Below are 18,179 nucleotides of genomic sequence, written 5' to 3'. Positions count from 1 at the left end.
CTCCGCATAAGCAGAGGGGGTGTTTTTTATTGCAAAGAAGAAAATAGGGTTTATGCTAATATCCCTATAAAGACTTAGATTATTTATAATGATGATTCAAAAGAATATTTTATGGGTAGATTGTTGTGCAGCTGTTTCAGCAGGTTTAATAGTTTTGCTTGCAGCACAATGGTTAAGTCAAATGTATCATTTACCAAAAAACATCATCATTTTCATTGGTTGTATCAACTTATTGTATGCATGTTATTCATTTATATTAGCAAATTATAGAAGGCGATCAGCTACTCTCATCAATATTCTTGTGATAGCAAATGGATTTTGGTGTATTATTTGTTTGATTATAATATGGTGGTTTTGGCATGAAATGACGATATTGGCTATTATGCATATTGGTGGAGAAGCAATTTTTGTCGCTACTTTGGCTAAATTCGAGTATCTCTGGAGAAATAGGCTAATAGTTAGTAACTTTATTTCGTAGTTAATATTAAATCTAAGAACTATAAAAATAATTAAGCTTAAATAAATCAAAAATATATCTAAAAATTCTGAACTCAAATTTCTATAATAGCTAAAAAGTCAGGTGTATTTTTTGTTCTATTTTTAATCTAAATATTTATAAAATGGATCATTTAAGTGAAAATTTGATTAGGTGGTTATTCTAGTTTTCATCATTTACATAGATATAAATAATAGATTGTTGAAAAAGTGGAGTGTAAATATAATGGAAAAACAATTGGTTGAGAGTGAAAAGAAGTTATTATTGGAAAAATTAAAAATTCGTTTTGAAAACAACATGCATCGACATTTGAACTTAAGTTGGTATCAGGTTGAGGAAAGATTAAAACAAGTACCAAATAAATTATGGTCATTACATCAAATGGAAGAAACAGGTGGAGAACCTGACGTAGTATCAATATATTCAGACTCATCTGACATCATATTTTATGATTGTTCATTAGAATCACCCAAAGGTCGCAGAAATCTTTGCTACGATCGAGAGGCACTAAATTCACGGAAAGAGCATAAACCAATTAGCGATGCTGTTAATGAAGCAAAAGTGATGATGGGAGTTGAATTGCTGACAGAAGAGCAATATAAGCAATTACAGTCTATTGAGCATTTTGATTTAAAAACATCAAGTTGGGTAAAGACACCTGAAAATATTCGTATTTTGGGTGGGGCTATCTTTTGTGATTGTCGTTATGGACGAGTTTTCACTTATCACAATGGTGCTCAATCTTATTATTCAACTTGAGGATTTCGTAGTTTGTTAAAAATCTAAGTTCCATTGGGATAAATGATTCCTTGTAGGAAGTTAAAGTAAACGAACCAATTGAATATTTTTTTAATCTTAAATTTTGCCAAGCGCTTGCTTGGTTTTTGTGGTTTTGATACCTTAGTGCTCACTAAATATTCGAAAACAATGACCAATAATCGTCAGGAAGCAAGCATGCAACTTAATCCCATATATTATACTGAGCAACATTTAGCCTTTGCTGAGAGTGTTAGGCGCTTTACTGAAAAAGAGATTAGCCCTTTTATTAATGAATGGGATGAAGCAGAAACCTTTCCTCGAGAGCTTTATAAAAAAGCAGCCGATATTGGCTTGCTCGGCGTTGGCTTTGATGAAAATTATGGAGGTATTGCGGGGACGGATGCATTCTATACTCTACTTGCCTCAGTCGAGCTAGCGAAATGTGCATCAGGCGGTTTGGCTGCATCTTTGCTTTCACATACGATCGGTACACCACCAATTCAACATTTTGCTCAAGAAGAAGTAAAAGCTGAAGTATTACCAAAAATTTTATCGGGAGAGAAAATTTCTGCATTGGCAATTACTGAACCCAGTGGTGGTTCAGATGTTGCGGCTTTAAAAACTAAAGCGGTGCGAGATGGTGGTGATTATATTGTCAGTGGTGAAAAGACCTTTATTACATCAGGTATTCGTGCAGATTATTATTCTGTTGCGGTGAGAACTGATCCCGATGCGAAGGGTGCTAATGGTATTTCAATGTTGCTGATTGATGCACATAGTGAAGGCATTACAAAATCAAAACTAGATAAAATGGGTTGGTGGACGTCGGATACAGCTCATTTGCACTTTGATAATGTGCGCGTGCCAGCTAAAAATTTACTCGGCGCAGAAAATATGGGCTTTTTCGTCATCATGAACAACTTCAACATGGAGCGTTTTTTTCTTGCTGCCAGTAGCTATGGTTATGCATTGGTTTGTTATGAAGAAGCTTTGGATTGGGCCCAACAGCGTCAGGCTTTTGGTAAACGCTTAATTGATCATCAAGTCGTTCGTCACAAGCTGGTGGATATGGCGACACGTTTAACTTCAACTCGCGCATTATTGGAAGATACGGCCTACCGTTTAGGAAAACCTGAATTACAGGGAAATGAACTGATTGCTCAAATTTGTATGCTTAAGAATGTCGCAACACAAACTATGCAATTCTGTGCTGATGCTGCGGTACAGACATTAGGCGGTATGGGCTTTATGCGTGGTACGAAATCAGAACGTATTTATCGTGAAGTGAAAGTCAACATGATTGGTGGTGGGGCAGAGGAAATCATGAAAGATCTTGCCAGTCGCCAACTGGGCTATTAATACATATTTTAAAGGCTTTGAATCAAGAGGAAGTTGGTTTAAAGCCTGATCTGCATAACAAGAATGAGTTAAATAATAATTTAGGAAAAAGGCATGGATGGTTTATCACTTAACCCAATTTATTACACATCTGAACATCTAGCTTTTGTAGATAGTGTTAAACGCTTTGTTGAAAAAGAAATTTCACCCTATGCAAATGAATGGGATGAAGCAGGCACTTTTCCGCGAGAACTTTATCAAAAAGCTGCTAGCATTGGTTTACTTGGTTTAGGTTTCGATGCAGAACATGGTGGAATTCCTGAAGCTGATGCATTTCATGTATTGCTTGCTGCAATTGAGATGGCAAAAGCAGCATCGGGTGGGGTTCATATTTCATTGATGATTCATAGCATTGGTACTCCACCGATTCATCACTTTGCACGTCCTGAGATTCGTGATGAAGTTATGCCACAAATTATTGCAGGTGAAAAAATTTCAGCCTTAGCGATTACTGAACCGAGTGGTGGTTCCGACGTTGCCGCTTTAAAAACCAAAGCGGTTCGTGACGGGGATTATTATATTGTAAGTGGCGAGAAAACCTTTATTACTTCAGGTATTCGAGCTGATTATTATACGGTTGCAGTACGTACAGACCCGAATGGACAAGGTCCAAAAGGGATCTCGATGCTTTTGATGGATGCGCATAGCGAAGGGATTACAAAATCACCTTTAAAAAAGATGGGATGGTGGGCTTCTGACACAGCACACCTACATTTTGATGAAGTGAGGGTACCAGTAAGTCATTTGCTCGGTCAGGAAAATGCTGGTTTTAAAGTGATTATGAATAACTTTAATATGGAGCGTTTTTGGCTAGGAGCGATAGCCTATGGTTATGCATTGGTTTGCTATGAAGAAGCTTTGGAATGGGCACAACAACGTAAAACCTTTGGTAAGCGCTTAATTGATCATCAAGTGGTACGTCATAAACTTGTCGATATGGCCACGCAACTTACTGCTACACGTGCCTTATTGGAAGATACTGCATATCGAATGGGAAAAAAAGAACTGCAAGGTAGTGAGCTCATTGCACAGATATCAATGCTTAAGAACGTTGCTACACGTACGATGCAATTCTGTGCTGATGCTGCGGTACAGACCTTGGGTGGTATGGGTTTTATGCGATGTATGAAGTCCGAACGCATTTATCGTGAAGTGAAGGTAAATATGATTGGTGGTGGTGCCGAAGAAATTATGAAGGATTTGATTAGTAAGCAGTTGCAATATTAATTGGTAAAAAAAGGGGGTGATCGCTAATTCATCCCCTTTTTAAATTATGTGGATTCAATCCACTCATGATTTAAAATCGCCCAACGCTCATGATCTTTCCATTCTTTACCACCAACGCGTAAATATTGGCGTGAAAACCCTTCTTTAACAAAGCCTGCTCCTGCCACAAGGTGAATGGAGGGGGAGTTTTCAGGTTGGATATTCGGTTCTAGTCGATGCAGGTTCAGTGTTTGAAATACTTCTTGTAAAATAAGTTGAAGTCCCTGTCGCATATATCCCTGACCTATATATGGATAAAAGGCTTCATAGCCTAAATAAGCGGAATGGAAGTGACCTCGAATGATATTCGAGATATTAAAAGTTCCTACAATTGCATGGTTTTCAGTTAAGCAGACAAAATAACGATGTTCTTGTTGTAGGTATTGTTCAAAATCTGTAGGAGGGTATGTCCACGGTTGATGTAGATGAATACTATTTTGGTAGGCTTTTTTGATTTCAGCTAAATCACTGAGTTGAGGCTTACGTAAATAGACCTGACTCATTTCAAAGCCATTTCCCAGACCATTTCCGTCAATTCATCAATCTTAACTTTACCTTCAGGTCTATACCAAGTTACTGTCCAGGAAATAGAACCACCGACCAAACGTCGCCAAATAAATGCATCATGTTTGACTTTGCCTTGAGTACGTAATTTTTCAATCACATCAAGCCAGACTTGCTCATATTCATTACGCATTTTCAAAAGGTATTCTTGTTTTTCTTTAGAAAGCGCAAACCATTCATGTACCAGTACTGCCATTGCCGCACCAGTATCACCAGTAATTGAGATTAATTCAGCTCTGATTAAATCACGCAATTGTTGTTCAGGATCATTTGAACGTTCAGCCGCTTCTTTAAGCCGTGCAAAGTTATAAATAATGGTTTGCTCCATCACAGTAGCTAGAATGTCATCTTTACTTTTGAAGTGATGGAAGAGACTACCTGATTGAATACCAATAAATTCACCAAGTTGGCGAACCGTGGTTTTATCATAGCCTTGCTTGTAAAACAGATAGGCGGCACCTAAGAGCAAACGTCCACGTGGGCTATCGTCAAAACATACGATTTTTGGTATTTGCTCAATTGAAGTTGCGATCATGCCTGTCCGTCTATCCCGTTTAGTCAAAGTGTATTGTAACAAAATTCATTTCATGAATTGTCTTATCTTTTTATAACAAGCATTTGCTTGAATTTGTCTGTTTTTGCTAATACAGCATATCATTCTGCACTTTACAAACCAAGCACTTGCTTGGTAATGTTGTGTTGTTTTTAATAATAATGAGAAAGCTCATGACAAGCGTCAAGCAGGATGACCAAAAGTTAGTAAAAATTGGATGTGCTTCTGGGTTTTGGGGCGATACCAATACAGCTGCTTTTCAGTTGGTGCATTTGAGTGATATTGATTATTTAGTGTTTGATTATTTGTCAGAAATTACCATGTCGATCATGGCAAAGGCAATGATGACTGATCCAAATCATGGTTATGCTTTAGATTTTGTTAGCAGAGTGATGGCACCACTGATTAATAAAATTGCTGAGAAAAAAATCAAAGTCATTAGTAATGCTGGCGGTGTTAATCCTTTGGCGTGTCGTGATGCCTTACAAAAAATAATTGATGAAAAAGGCTTGGATTTAAAAGTTGCTGTGGTACTTGGGGATGATGTATTACCCAAACATGCTGAGTTACTGAAACAAAATGTTCAGGAAATGTTTAATGGTGATGCTTTACCACATCATGTAGCCAGCAGTAATGCCTATTTAGGGGCGATTGCGATCCGTGATGCCTTGGATTTAGGTGCGGATATTGTGATTACGGGGCGTGTAGTTGATTCGGCTGTGGTACTTGCACCATTACTGCATGAATATCAATGGTCACTGGATGATTATGACAAGTTGGCACAGGGTTCATTGGCAGGGCATGTGATTGAATGTGGTGCTCAATGTACAGGTGGTAATTTTACCGATTGGCGTTTAGTACAAGGCTTTGACAATATGGGCTTTCCAATTGTAGAAGTCAGTGCAGATAGCTCCTTTATCGTGACCAAGCCACAAAGCACAGGTGGCTTGGTTTCAACAGCAACAGTCGCGGAACAAATTGTTTATGAAATTGGTAATCCGCAAGCTTATTTACTTCCTGATGTGACGGCTGATTTTAGCCAAGTTCATTTAGAGCAAATCGGTGAGGATCGAGTAAAAGTTACAGGTGCAACTGGTCGTGCACCAACGCAGCAATATAAAGTCAGTGCTACCTATGCGGATGGTTATCGTGTTTTAGTGAGCTTCTTAATTGCAGGTCGTGAAGCACCTGAAAAAGCGCAAACTATTGCCGATGCGATTCTAAATAAATGCGAACGTGTATTAGCTTTACGTTCAGTTCCGCCATTTAGTGAAAAATCGGTGGAGATTCTGGGTATCGAAAGCACCTATGGTTCGCATGCCAGAGTGAAAGATAGCCGTGAAGTGGTCGTCAAGATTGCTGTGAAACACATGTTTAAAGAAGCCTGTATGTTCTTTGCTTCGGAAATTGCACAGGCATCTACAGGTATGGCACCTGCATTAGCGGGGATTGTTGGTGGTCGTCCTAAAGCTTCGGCAGTGGTGAAGCTTTTCTCTTTCTTAATTGATAAAGATCAAATCAAGATTGAGGTGGATTTTGCAGGGCAACGTCATCCAGTTCAGATTCCAACAGGTTTAGCTCCACAAGATATTAACCTGCATCCAGTGGGTGAAGTTGCAATCTATCAAGGTGATGAAATTGAAGTGCCGTTAATTGAAGTGGCACATGCGCGCAGTGGCGACAAGGGTAATCATAGCAATATTGGGGTGATTGCCCGTAAAGCAGAATATCTACCTTGGATTCGGGCAGCACTGACAGAAGCCAATATTGCAGACTATATGCAGCATGTACTTGATCCTGAAAAATCAAAAGTGATTCGTTATGAATTGCCAGCCATGAATGCATTGAATTTTATGTTGGAAAATGCATTGGGTGGTGGTGGGATTGCCAGTCTGCGTATTGATCCGCAAGGTAAGGCTTTTGCACAGCAGCTATTAGATATGCCAGTGAAGGTGCCCAGAAAACTAATCGCCTGATCACATCAATATCAACTAGTGTATGAGTTTCGCTTGCACGAGACATTGCAAGCGAAATCAGTACGTCTTTTTATAGTATGTCTAGTCCACAAGAAATGAGATAGTTATAGATTGAGTCATAGTGCTTTTGAGGTCTTGTGGGGTCTGTTCCATCTACAGCCGGAATAAAAATAACCACACCTTGTCGAGCCCGAGTCAATAGAACTCTATAGGCGTTGATAAGATAGCTTTTAGTCGAGTCTTTATTAATATTTTGCCACTTTGAGCCTTTAAAACTTTGAAATTGCCAACCTTGATCATAATAAAGATTAATATCCCAAGTTACACAGGTATAGTCGATTTCAAGCCCTTGGATATCGAACTCCGTTGCAATATCCTCTAAGTAATAAGATGATCGGGTATCATCTTGATGATTTAAAAACCAATCAGTTGGAGATATATCATTCTTAACATAAATACCTTCTGCTTTTAGTCTTTTAGCGCCTGAACTTGCAATCAGTCCAATTCGCTCAGTACCTCTAGCTTGATGTTTTAACCAGGCTTTTGCCTTGGCTAAGTCTCTCGTGATTTTAATTGGATAATTATGTTTGATGTCTTGGTAAATTTGAGCGGCTTGATCATTTTCATTTTCTAAAATAGATTGGATTAATGACGCAACTTTTTCACTTCGAAATGAGCGAACAGAGGTAGCTAAATGAAGATCAGCTCTTTGATGTCCATGTTGCTTTAACCAATTTGATAAATCTGGATCATTTAGATAGGTATTAGGTTCAGCCAAAATTTTATCTGAATAATAAATATCCCAAGATGAGTATTTTGTTTTTAGCGACTGAATCCATTCTGAAACACCTGCTTCACCTGTATTGATTTCTTGTCCGCCTCCGATTAAACATATAATTGCACACCAGTCATCATGTCGATCCATTACACTGATTAGATATTCTGGTTCAGACATATCAAAGTTTGGAATTCCTTTTTTCTGTTGCATGAACTTGGAGACTTGTTCTTTTTGCCAAGCTCTTTGTGCTTCATCGAAAACAACAACTTTTTCAATCGGCGCATGAGGTGTTCTTAAATTATCATCTCTAAAATGATGAATATTTTGAATAAAAGCCTTGGCTTTTCGTTCAGCCTCTGTACGTGAAACTCTCTGGCCACTTTTTTTAGCAGATTCTACTGAATCTCTGGTTAAAGCTTCTCTCAATACATCTACTAACGGACCATTGCCAGATAAAAATACTGAATGTTCTGATTCATCTGCTTTAAGTCGCTCATTCGCGATATTTAGACCCGCAAGAGTTTTCCCGGCCCCAGGAACACCTGTCAAAAAGCAGATTGATTTTTTATGTTGGGTTTTAGAGTCTTCGATAATTGTATTTATTAAATGAGAGGTATTTGATAGGTTAATTGTACCAGCATCACTCCTTGAAATTTCTTTAACACTATGACCTTTATATAAGGCTTGAGCAGCCTCAATAATCGTTGGTGTCGGCTTATAAACGCTATTTTCCCAATTATGAATATCTAAGCTTTCTGTAGTTTTTGCTTGGTCTAAAATTTGAAGCAATATCTCTTTGAAATTTTCTTTATTACATAAAATGCAAGTGGTCAGGTTCAATGAATCATTAATATTAGAGGGTTTACTTGGAGCATTTGTAGCAATAAGAATGGGGACAATCGTTTTATTATGGCTGCCTTCATGAAAATTCTGTAAGTCGAGGCAATAGTCGATTGTTTGATTTTGAGCATAGTTTGAATAATTTCTGTCGCCTACTTTGAACTCAATTACACAGATCAAATTATTAATAATTAAAATGTTATCTACTCGTTTGCCCATTCTGGGGATAGAAAACTCGAAATATAAATGTCCACAAACATCTTTAAGCGCTTGTTGTAGAAATTCAATTTGTTCTAGCCAAGCATTTTTCTGCAAATCTTCTAAATCATGTTGATGATGGCGTGCCAGTTGTCCAAAAATTGTATTTTTATTTTCGTTTAAAAAAGAATCTATCGAACTTTGATAATAACTTGTATTCATTGTGAGTTTTTAAATTTTAAAAATTTTAAATTGAACAATATCTTAGCATCAAAAATAATCAATTACTTAAAATGTTATGACTTCTACTCTAAGTCACAATATGTACTTTACAAACCAAGCACTTGCTTGGTAGTGTATAGGCATTCAAAAATAATACATGAATGGATTTTATTAAAATGGCTTACCAATCAATTTTCAGGGCAGATGCATTTGCTGACCAAGTGATTGTCGTGACAGGCGGAGGTTCTGGTATTGGTCGTTGTACCGCACACGAATTGGCTTCTTTGGGCGCTCAGGTGGTGATCACTGGCCGCAAAATTGAAAAGTTAGAAAAAGTCAGCCAAGAAATTTTAGAAGATGGTGGCAAAGCCCATTTTATCGTCTGCGATAACCGTGATGAAGAACAAGTCAAAAATATGATTGCTGAAGTGATTGAAAAATTTGGCAAGCTAGATGGTTTGGTCAATAACGCAGGTGGGCAATTTCCATCTGCACTTGAAAGTATTTCTGCCAATGGCTTTGATGCGGTAGTGCGTAATAACTTGCATTCAACTTTTTACCTGATGCGTGAAGCCTATAACCAATGGATGGCAAAACACGGCGGTAGTATTGTCAATATGGCTGCTGATATGTGGGGCGGCATGCCAGGTATGGGACATTCTGGTGCAGCACGTTCAGGTGTGGATAACCTAACCAAAACCGCTTCAGTCGAGTGGGGACGTTCAGGCGTTCGGGTTAATTGTGTCGCGCCGGGTTGGATTATTTCTTCTGGTATGGATAACTACAGTGGTGACTTTGCCAAATTTATTATTCCAAGTTTGGCAGGTAATGTGCCCTTAAAACGAATGGGTACTGAGTCGGAAATTTCTTCAGCGATTTGTTATTTACTCTCTGAGGCTGCTGCATTTATTTCAGGTGTGACCTTAAGAGTTGATGGTGCAGCTTCACAAGGAACACGGATGTATCCGTTAGCAGATGCAACCAATAGCCAGTCTTTTAATGGCTTCCATCGTGCATTTATTCCTGATGTACTCAAAGATCAGATTGAAAAAGCAGAGCAACAATCTGCCCAAGCGCAAGATGCAAACAAGGATTAAACCATGACGATTCTTCAATCTGAAATTGTAGTTGGTAGTGAACAATACCAACAAAACAGAGACGCTCTATTAAACCAAATTGCAGAAGTGCGTGCCGTACAGCAAAAGGGCATTGATAAGTCATACGCCGCAAAACCAAAGTTTGACAAGAAAGGTAAAATTCTTCCACACGAACGTGTACGCTTACTTCTCGATGCTGATTCACCTTTTGTGGAGTTATGCGGTCTCGTTGGCTACAACATGCATGATGATAAAGATGGCTCTGAAGCGGGTGGAGGTATTATTGCAGGAATTGGTTTTGTCAGTGGCGTTCGTGCTTTGGTCACTGCCAGTAATAGCGCAATCAAAGGCGGCACCATGTCACCTATGGGTGTACAAAAAACCTTACGTTTGCAAAAGATTGCGCTTGAACAAAAATTACCGATTGTGACATTGACCGAAAGTGGCGGCGCAAATTTAAATTATGCAGCCGAAGTATTTACTTATGGCGGTATGACTTTTGCCAATCAGGCACGAATGTCTGCGGCAGGGATTCCACAGATTTCGGTGGTACATGGTAATGCCACCGCAGGTGGTGCGTATCAACCAGGTCTATCTGACTATGTGATTGCCGTGCGTAAGCAAACGGAAATGTTATTGGCTGGTCCCCCATTATTGTTAGCAGCAACAGGTGAAGTGGCAACGGCTGAGGAACTCGGTGGTGCTGAAATGCATACTCAGGTTTCTGGTGTAGCTGAATATTTAGCTGAAAATGATGCTGATGGCATTCGTATTGCTCGTGAAATTTTTGAGCATTTGAACTGGAAAGAACAAACCAAAAGTCTCGATCAGGATTATAAAGAACCTCGTTACTCAGCCGAGGAATTGTTAGGCATTATTCCGCAAGATCCGAAGCAACCTTTGGATATGAAAGAAATTGTGGCGCGGATTATTGATGATTCAGACTTTTTAGAATTTAAACAAGAATATGATGCGCTTACTGTTTGCGGCTGGGCAAAAATGGGTGGGGTACATATTGGAATTATCACCAATAATGGCCCCATCACACAACAAGGTGCGGTCAAAGCAGCACAGTTTATTCATCTCTGTGAACAAACCCAACGTCCACTTTTATTCTTGCATAACACCACAGGTTTTATGGTCGGAACGGATGCTGAACAAAACGGCATTATTAAACATGGTTCTAAGCTGATCCAAGCGGTTGCCAACGCGACTGTACCTAAAATCTCGATCATTGTTGCTGGTTCTTATGGAGCAGGTAACTATGCCATGTGTGGACGTAGTTTATCGCCAAACTTTATTTTTGCTTGGCCAAATTCACATGTGGCGGTGATGGGTTCAGCTCAAGCTGGAAAAGTGTTGCGTATCGTGGCTGAAGGTAAACAGAAAGCTTCAGGTATGGAGCCGAATCCACAAATGTTGGATTTTCTAGAACAAAGTACCTCAATGAAACTGGAACAGCAATCGACCGCTTTATTTAATACAGCGATGTTACATGATGATGGCATTATCGATCCTAGAGATACACGTAAAGTATTGATCTTCTTGCTACAGACCATTTATGAAGCACAGCAACGCGAGTTAAATCCAACGCGTTTTGGTGTGTCTAGATTTTAATTTTTAATACCCGCATCCTAGCCTTCTCCCTGAGGGAGAGGGGAAAAACAATTTTTAAGGAAAAAAATAATGAAATTTACCGCAGAGCATGAAGCATTACGCCGTACCGCACGTCAGTTTGTAGAAAACGAACTTAATCCGTTTATTCCAGAATGGGAAGCAGCGGGACGTTTTCCGATCCATGACGTCTTTAAGAAAATGGCAGATTTAGGTTTGCTTGGTATTTGTAAGCCCGAAGAAAATGGCGGCTTGGGTTTAGATTATTCGTATAACCTTGTGGTGGCAGAAGAATTAGGACGTGCGGCCTGTGGTGGTGTGCCATTGGCGATTGGTGTGCAAACTGATATGGCAACACCCGCACTTGCTCGTTTTGGTAGTAAAGAACTGAGAGAAGAGTTTCTGAATCCTGCGATTCGTGGTGAATATGTGGCTTCGATTGCAGTTTCAGAAGTGCATGCAGGTTCAGATGTTGCAGCGGTTAAAACCACCGCAAAAAAAGATGGTGATGATTATGTGATTAATGGCAGCAAAATGTGGATTACTAATTCACTGCAAGCGGACTTCTTCTGCTTACTTGCCAATACTTCTGACGACAAACCGCATGTTAATAAATCAATGATTATTGTTCCCGCGAAGACTGCAGGCATTAGTTTCTCAGAACCACTGAATAAGCTAGGAATGCGCTCCACCACAACGGCTCAAGTTTATTTCGATAACGTTCGTGTACCACAGCGCAATCTGGTGGGTGCTGAGGGTATGGGCTTCATGATGCAAATGATGCAGTTCCAAGAAGAACGTATGTGGGCATGTGCCAATGCAGTAGGCGGTTTAGAAAAAGTCATTCAACAAACGATTGATTACGCTAAAGAACGTACTACTTTTGGTCAACCCTTGATTAATAATCAATATGTACATTTCCGCTTCGCCGAGTTAATGACTGAAGTTGAAGCATTAAAGGCGCTGACTTATCAAGCTTGTGAACAGCATATTGCTGGGGAAAATGTCACGATGTTAGCTTCAATGGCGAAACTCAAGTCGGGACGTCTCACTCGTGAAGTCGCTGATACCTGTCTGCAATATTGGGGCGGCAATGGCTTTATGTGGGATAACCCTGCTTCTCAACTTTATCGTGATGGTCGCCTTGGTTCAATTGGTGGTGGAGCCGATGAAATTATGCTCGGAATTATTTGCAAGTTGATGGATATTCTGCCGAAGAAACAGAAAAACTAGCTACGTTGCTCTTGCAGCGTTAAAAATTGGCTCTAAATGCTCAAATATGAGCAAGGAAATAGCGAAATATATTTCGTCCTTGCGCAAGATATTCTGCGCTTTTTCGCCAATTTTATGCCTTGCAATAGTTGCCTCGCCATACGTTTTTCTTATTGGATTTAGGACTTATAAAAATGCTAAATAATTTACAAGTGGATGAAAATCTCCAACTTGAACAACAGGGCAGTATTTTAACGATGTGGCTTAATCGACCTGAAAGTCGCAATGCCATGAGTCTCAATATGGTCAATGCGATTCAACAGGTCTTTACCCAAATAGCAGATGATGTATCGATTCGTGCTGTGATTTTACGTGGTAAAGGCGGACATTTCTGTGCAGGCGGTGACATTAAAGATATGGCAGCACTCCGTGTAGAGGCGGCGAATGTGGGTAGCTTACAGCCATATGTTGATTTTAACCGTCGTTTCGGTGCCATGATTGAACAAGTTGATCAAGCGCCACAAACCGTGGTTGCGGTATTAGAAGGTGCCGTCTTAGGTGGAGGTTTTGGCTTGGCTTGTGTTTCTGATGTCGCGATTAGTCGCGATACGGCACAGTTTGGTTTACCTGAAACAGGCTTAGGTGTTTTGCCAGCGCAAATTGCACCTTTTGTAGTGAAACGCATTGGACTAACACAAGCGCGTCGTTTGGCATTGTTAGGTTCTCGTTTCAATGGTGAGACTGCTCAGAAGTTAGGTGTAGTACATGATGTAGTACATGATGAAAATGAGCTTGAGCAGCTACTGAGCGATACAGTTCAACAAATCAAACGTGCTGCACCATTGGCCTCTCGCAATACTAAAGCTTTATTACATCGTACTTTGAATGAACCTTTAGATTCTCTACTCGATGATGCTGCACAGCAATTTGCGCAAGCTGTCGGTGGAGTAGAAGGTCAAGAAGGTACGATGGCATTTATTCAAAAACGTTTACCAACTTGGACTGAGCAATGATGAAATTTTCAAAAGTTTTAGTCGCAAATCGTGGTGAAATCGCAGTTCGAGTGATGCAAACAGCGAAAGCGATGGGCTATCAGACAGTTGCTGTATATTCAGATGCAGATGCCAATGCTCGCCATGTTCAAGTGGCTGATGAAGCTGTATATATTGGTGCATCTAAAGTCTCTGAGTCTTATTTGTCGATCACCAATATTATCGAAGCCTGCAAAAAGACAGGTGCGGATGCTGTTCATCCTGGTTATGGATTTTTATCTGAAAATACCGATTTCGCCCAAGCTTGTAATGATCATGGAATCACTTTTATTGGTCCAAATGCCGCTGCGATTCATTTGATGGGTAGTAAGCGTTTGTCAAAAATTGCCATGATTGAGGCGGGTGTACCTTGTGTACCGGGTTATGAAGGTGATCGACAAGATATCGAATATTTAGCAGAACAAGCAGAAAAAATTGGTTTTCCATTGATGGTGAAGGCATCTGCTGGTGGTGGTGGGCGTGGTATGCGCTTGGTTCACCAGTCTGCTGATTTACTCGAAGCTTTAAAAACAGCGCGTTCAGAAGCCGAAAATGCATTCGGTTCAGGTGAACTCATTATTGAAAAAGCAGTGATCGCACCCCGTCATGTGGAAATTCAAGTGTTTGGTGATAAGCATGGCAATTACGTTTATTTATTTGAACGAGATTGTTCAATTCAACGCCGTCATCAGAAAGTAGTCGAAGAAGCACCTTGTCCGGTGATGACACCTGAATTACGTCAACAAATGGGCGAGGCTGCTGTTGCTGCCGCCAAAGCTTGCGACTATATCGGTGCAGGTACGGTTGAATTCTTACTTGATCACTCAGATGAGTTTTATTTCCTTGAAATGAATACCCGTTTACAGGTTGAGCATCCAGTAACAGAAATGATCACGGGCCTCGATTTAGTTGAATGGCAACTCCGTGTCGCAAATGGTGAAACTTTACCTCTACAGCAGCATGAACTCACTTTAAATGGACATGCAATTGAGGTGCGTTTATATGCAGAAGATCCACGTCAGGATTTCTTGCCTCAAACTGGAAAAGTACTCAGTTGGAAACCTGCAGGCTCTGACGGAATGTTACCAAATGTTCGGATTGATCATGGTATGTTAGAACAGGGTGAAATTAGCCCGTTTTATGATCCAATGGTGGCGAAGATAATTGCTTATGGTAAAACTCGTCAGGATGCGATTCGTCTGTTAGCGCGTGCAGTAAATGATTGTGTGCTACTGGGTGTGAACAGTAATAAACAGTTTTTGGTGAATTTATTACGTCATCCAATTGTCGTGGCAGGTGATACCAATACCGCATTTATTCAACAACATTTTCAGGATGATGTCAGCCTTCATCAACAGGCACCAAGTTTGGAAAACCTTGCGGTTGCTGCAGCAGTGTTCACTCAACTGAACCAAGCGAAAGTTTCATGGCAAACGGGTATTTCTGTGCCTTTCCCATTAAAACTGAAATGTGCTGATCAACAACTATTACTTCATGTCCAAACAGATCACGATCAACTGATCGCTATGCTATGTGATCAGCAAGTCAAGATTAAAATTCTAGCGATTCAAGATACACAGATCATTTATGATGTAGATGGTATACGCCGTAAATTGAATTATGTACTTGACCAAAATCAACTTTATTTAGATACGGCGAATGGCAATCTCATAATTGATAATAGCACTTACGCAGAACCTGAAGCGGTTGAAGTCATTGGTGATGGGAAGATTCGAGCACCAATGGATGGTGCGATTGTAAATCTACTGGTCAATGCTGGAGATACCGTTACCAAAGGGCAAACTTTGTTGATTTTGGAAGCGATGAAAATCCAGCAACAAATTAAATCTGATGTGGATGGTGTCGTTGATGAGCTGATTGGTCAAGTTGGTCAACAAGTGAAAAAACGACAATTGTTATTAAATGTCACAGTTGCATAAAACGTATGAATTAAAAAGCTAGGCTAGACCTAGCTTTTTAATAATTTTTCTACAGTATTGAGTGAGCTTCTCGAATTTCCTTTTAATTCTTGTGTTGCAAACTCTGCCAAAGCTTGTTCATGTGCCAATAAATATTGCAGAAAGGTTTGAGTCTGAGCATCAGCGTGTTGATTCATTCTCTCAAATGTTTCCATAAAAGGTTTGGTACCTTGTTTAAGCAAATGCATCGCAACTTTCCACGGAAGCTTTGCCATCGCAATCCCTGATGCTTTGGCTTGTAATTTAATATGTGATCGAATCTTTGCGGTATGACCATTTTGAATCAGAAAATTTTGTAACTTATGTAAAGTTTGAGTTTCTAATTGAGCCAAGACATTCCATTTATATTGTTGTTCAGCCGAGCGGGTATGCTTTGCTGCATTAAGAAAAATTATTTCACCTAAGATTTCAGATTCAAGTGCAGTATTTAAGTCCTGTTGCAGTTTTGGGTAATTCATTCCATTGATTTCCAAAAATAAAGAAGCGTTCTTTTACAACAGTATAGGTGAAAAAATTAGATGCTGAAATAGTCGCCATCTGTATATCAGATGGCATCAAAATCAAGGAAACAGATTCGATCGCAAGCTTTCAAGGCGTTGTTGATATTGCTTTTGCCACTCAGTTTCGGAAAGTTGAGACTTGAGCGGTTGCATTTCTTGTTGTAGTTGTTTGAGTGCCAGTTGATATTGATCCACTTTCTGCTGCTGCTGTTGTTCACGTTGTTGCTTAAATTGCAGGTCTAATTGCTCTTGTTGTGTGAGATAGCGTTGTTGTAACTCTTGTTTTAGACGTTGAGTTTCAGCAGTTGGTTGTTTCTCATCAAGTAGCTGAACCGCTTGTTCATAACGAGCAAAATTATCCTCTTGCTCCATTAATCGAGGATATTCTTGTTGAAGCGTTTCTAATGCAGCTAATCGTTGTTCAGGGTTCAATTGCGTATTCTGTTTAAGTTCCGCATAAGCAAAACGATAATCTGCATATTCACGTTCTTGTCCAAAACCTAAAGCAGCTTCGTCTTTGCCTAGCATCTGTTCTCTAAGTTTCCAAATTGCATCAAAGCGTTCTTTGGGGGATAGCGCCGTTGATAATACTGTACTTTGCATTTGCTGTTCATATTGCGGCATACGCTTCAATAAATTTTGCACAGTTTGAGCGAATTTTTGATCAGGATAGGCATTAAGTGCTTTTGTTAATGCAGCATTGCAGCCATCTAAATGGCAACTGGCTCGGTATTGATTTAAAAACTGGTTAATATTGCCTGGATTTTTTTGTAAAGCCTGTAACTGTGCCTGTAATGATTGTTGCAATATCTCATCCTTACTTTTGTTTTGCATATCATTTGAATTAGACACAGTGTGATTGGAGGACTGTTCATTTTTGGTTTGTTGCGTAGCAGCGGAAGAGGTGGTGCTCTTCCAAACTGCAAACGCAATTAAGACCAATAGAACAATAAGGCATGTGATCCATAGTCTTTTATTCATAATACTTCCTACTTAGGGACCGTAGTTAAAATGTCCCATCACAGGGAAGTGATCTGATAAATCCCAAGTCATATAAAGCGGATCTGCGGTAGAACGTAAAATACGAACGTCATTGCGAGATTGAATAGGCTGACGATGTGTATTTGAAGAAACGACATAATCTAAATATTCAACCGTTGTTCCACCCGAACCAGCTGCGCCAGCTAGTTTGTTGACACGTGGGTCAAAAGTTGAAGCAGTGTAACCAGTACTGATTGGTGCAGTTGCATTAAGATTGGTCAGCATATCTTGATAATCTTGCGGCCATAAGAATTTATTTACATTAAAGTCACCACCCATTAATACCGCATCGAAGCTAGGAATATTTTGCTGATTAATTAATTGACGGATTTGTTTAAATTGGACTTGTCGTAATGCACGTGCTTCATCTGTATCGAAGGAAGCCGTGTGGGTGGATGTTACGTGATAAGCTTTTCCATTTTTGATGATCTCAGCATAAATTACACCTTTGTCAGCAAAACAATCTGTTCCTGTACAATCTGGATAAATCATTTCAGCTGTTTTTACGATTGGATATCGACTTAAAACAAGGACACCACTGTCATATAAGTTATAGCCTGAACCAACTGGAACATGGGTTTGATATGGATATTGTTGGGCTAGTTGATTCAGCATACTAGTCCGTGATGATGAAAATGCTTCTTGAAGCAAAATG

16 protein-coding genes are annotated in these 18,179 nt (G+C 39.7%); 10 read left to right on the top strand and 6 right to left on the bottom strand.

The annotated features are described in order from the left end of the window. The first annotated feature begins 88 nt into the window (after nt 1–88). From IRT38_RS16125 to IRT38_RS16110, 4 genes are all read left to right on the top strand, one after another. Nucleotides 89–478 (top strand): hypothetical protein, encoded by a 390-nt coding sequence (locus tag IRT38_RS16125; RefSeq protein ID WP_194598254.1) that lies wholly within the window; start codon nt 89–91, stop codon nt 476–478. Nucleotides 479–721: 243 nt separating this feature from the next. After that, entirely contained in the window at nt 722–1,255 is a 534-nt protein-coding gene (locus IRT38_RS16120; RefSeq protein ID WP_194598253.1) for a DUF4256 domain-containing protein, read from the top strand. Between the two features lie 195 nt (nt 1,256–1,450). After that, nucleotides 1,451–2,614, top strand: a complete 1,164-nt coding sequence (locus IRT38_RS16115; protein ID WP_194598252.1) for an acyl-CoA dehydrogenase family protein — start codon at nt 1,451–1,453, stop codon at nt 2,612–2,614. A 93-nt stretch (nt 2,615–2,707) separates the two neighbouring features. Beyond that, nucleotides 2,708–3,880, top strand: a complete 1,173-nt coding sequence (locus IRT38_RS16110) for an acyl-CoA dehydrogenase family protein (RefSeq protein WP_194598251.1) — start codon at nt 2,708–2,710, stop codon at nt 3,878–3,880. A 44-nt stretch (nt 3,881–3,924) separates the two neighbouring features. Here IRT38_RS16110 and IRT38_RS16105 read toward each other — a convergent pair whose 3' ends face one another. Further along, nucleotides 3,925–4,422 carry a GNAT family N-acetyltransferase gene (locus tag IRT38_RS16105; protein ID WP_194598250.1) on the bottom strand — a complete coding sequence of 166 codons (498 nt, stop codon included), beginning with the start codon at nt 4,420–4,422 and terminating at the stop codon, nt 3,925–3,927. Continuing rightward, nucleotides 4,419–5,018, bottom strand: a complete 600-nt coding sequence (locus IRT38_RS16100; RefSeq protein ID WP_004964166.1) for a TetR/AcrR family transcriptional regulator — start codon at nt 5,016–5,018, stop codon at nt 4,419–4,421. The genes IRT38_RS16105 and IRT38_RS16100 overlap by 4 nt, the downstream gene beginning before the upstream one ends. 191 nt (nt 5,019–5,209) lie before the next feature. Here IRT38_RS16100 and IRT38_RS16095 point away from each other — a divergent pair, with 191 nt between their 5' ends. Next, complete coding sequence (locus tag IRT38_RS16095; protein ID WP_194598249.1) at nt 5,210–7,012, top strand: acyclic terpene utilization AtuA family protein; 1,803 nt, start codon at nt 5,210–5,212, stop codon at nt 7,010–7,012. 70 nt (nt 7,013–7,082) lie between these two features. Here IRT38_RS16095 and IRT38_RS16090 read toward each other — a convergent pair whose 3' ends face one another. After that, nucleotides 7,083–9,050, bottom strand: coding sequence for a DUF2075 domain-containing protein (locus tag IRT38_RS16090; RefSeq protein ID WP_194598248.1), 1,968 nt, complete (start codon nt 9,048–9,050; stop codon nt 7,083–7,085). A gap of 176 nt (nt 9,051–9,226) precedes the next feature. On the opposite strand from IRT38_RS16090, the gene IRT38_RS16085 reads away from it, so the two are divergent. The 5 genes from IRT38_RS16085 to IRT38_RS16065 all read left to right on the top strand — a co-directional run bounded on the left by IRT38_RS16085 (nt 9,227) and on the right by IRT38_RS16065 (nt 15,944). Then, nucleotides 9,227–10,147, top strand: a complete 921-nt coding sequence (locus tag IRT38_RS16085) for an SDR family oxidoreductase (RefSeq protein WP_227592181.1) — start codon at nt 9,227–9,229, stop codon at nt 10,145–10,147. A gap of 3 nt (nt 10,148–10,150) precedes the next feature. After that, the gene (locus IRT38_RS16080) at nt 10,151–11,764 is read left to right on the top strand and encodes an acyl-CoA carboxylase subunit beta (protein WP_194598246.1); all 1,614 of its coding nucleotides are present in this window, start codon (nt 10,151–10,153) and stop codon (nt 11,762–11,764) included. A 69-nt stretch (nt 11,765–11,833) separates the two neighbouring features. Continuing rightward, nucleotides 11,834–12,994, top strand: coding sequence for an acyl-CoA dehydrogenase family protein (locus tag IRT38_RS16075; protein WP_194598245.1), 1,161 nt, complete (start codon nt 11,834–11,836; stop codon nt 12,992–12,994). 173 nt (nt 12,995–13,167) lie between these two features. Further along, nucleotides 13,168–13,986, top strand: a complete 819-nt coding sequence (locus tag IRT38_RS16070; RefSeq protein WP_194598244.1) for an enoyl-CoA hydratase/isomerase family protein — start codon at nt 13,168–13,170, stop codon at nt 13,984–13,986. Then, complete coding sequence (locus IRT38_RS16065) at nt 13,986–15,944, top strand: acetyl/propionyl/methylcrotonyl-CoA carboxylase subunit alpha (protein WP_194598255.1); 1,959 nt, start codon at nt 13,986–13,988, stop codon at nt 15,942–15,944. Before IRT38_RS16070 ends, IRT38_RS16065 begins: the two co-directional genes overlap by 1 nt. A 29-nt stretch (nt 15,945–15,973) precedes the next feature. Here IRT38_RS16065 and IRT38_RS16060 read toward each other — a convergent pair whose 3' ends face one another. The 3 genes from IRT38_RS16060 to IRT38_RS16050 all read right to left on the bottom strand — a co-directional run. Next, nucleotides 15,974–16,441 carry a hypothetical protein gene (locus tag IRT38_RS16060; protein ID WP_194598243.1) on the bottom strand — a complete coding sequence of 156 codons (468 nt, stop codon included), beginning with the start codon at nt 16,439–16,441 and terminating at the stop codon, nt 15,974–15,976. A gap of 102 nt (nt 16,442–16,543) precedes the next feature. Next, entirely contained in the window at nt 16,544–17,464 is a 921-nt protein-coding gene (locus tag IRT38_RS16055) for a lipase secretion chaperone (RefSeq protein ID WP_194598242.1), read from the bottom strand. Between the two features lie 12 nt (nt 17,465–17,476). Beyond that, nucleotides 17,477–18,179 (bottom strand): sphingomyelin phosphodiesterase (locus IRT38_RS16050; RefSeq protein ID WP_194598241.1); only part of this gene is annotated, 703 nt, incomplete at its 5' end.

Source organism: Acinetobacter sp. SK-43 (assembly GCF_015351505.1).
Lineage (GTDB): Bacteria > Pseudomonadota > Gammaproteobacteria > Pseudomonadales > Moraxellaceae > Acinetobacter > Acinetobacter junii.
Note: the sequence above shows the minus strand (reverse complement) of the source record. Positions and strands in the feature narration are given on the sequence as shown.

Coding starts and splice junctions, on each gene's coding strand:
- IRT38_RS16125 (WP_194598254.1), top strand. CDS start 89: ATGATGATTCAAAAGAATATTTTATGGGTAGATTGTTGTGCAGCTGTT.
- IRT38_RS16120 (WP_194598253.1), top strand. CDS start 722: ATGGAAAAACAATTGGTTGAGAGTGAAAAGAAGTTATTATTGGAAAAA.
- IRT38_RS16115 (WP_194598252.1), top strand. CDS start 1,451: ATGCAACTTAATCCCATATATTATACTGAGCAACATTTAGCCTTTGCT.
- IRT38_RS16110 (WP_194598251.1), top strand. CDS start 2,708: ATGGATGGTTTATCACTTAACCCAATTTATTACACATCTGAACATCTA.
- IRT38_RS16105 (WP_194598250.1), bottom strand. CDS start 4,422: ATGAGTCAGGTCTATTTACGTAAGCCTCAACTCAGTGATTTAGCTGAA.
- IRT38_RS16100 (WP_004964166.1), bottom strand. CDS start 5,018: ATGATCGCAACTTCAATTGAGCAAATACCAAAAATCGTATGTTTTGAC.
- IRT38_RS16095 (WP_194598249.1), top strand. CDS start 5,210: ATGACAAGCGTCAAGCAGGATGACCAAAAGTTAGTAAAAATTGGATGT.
- IRT38_RS16090 (WP_194598248.1), bottom strand. CDS start 9,050: ATGAATACAAGTTATTATCAAAGTTCGATAGATTCTTTTTTAAACGAA.
- IRT38_RS16085 (WP_227592181.1), top strand. CDS start 9,227: ATGGCTTACCAATCAATTTTCAGGGCAGATGCATTTGCTGACCAAGTG.
- IRT38_RS16080 (WP_194598246.1), top strand. CDS start 10,151: ATGACGATTCTTCAATCTGAAATTGTAGTTGGTAGTGAACAATACCAA.
- IRT38_RS16075 (WP_194598245.1), top strand. CDS start 11,834: ATGAAATTTACCGCAGAGCATGAAGCATTACGCCGTACCGCACGTCAG.
- IRT38_RS16070 (WP_194598244.1), top strand. CDS start 13,168: ATGCTAAATAATTTACAAGTGGATGAAAATCTCCAACTTGAACAACAG.
- IRT38_RS16065 (WP_194598255.1), top strand. CDS start 13,986: ATGAAATTTTCAAAAGTTTTAGTCGCAAATCGTGGTGAAATCGCAGTT.
- IRT38_RS16060 (WP_194598243.1), bottom strand. CDS start 16,441: ATGAATTACCCAAAACTGCAACAGGACTTAAATACTGCACTTGAATCT.
- IRT38_RS16055 (WP_194598242.1), bottom strand. CDS start 17,464: ATGAATAAAAGACTATGGATCACATGCCTTATTGTTCTATTGGTCTTA.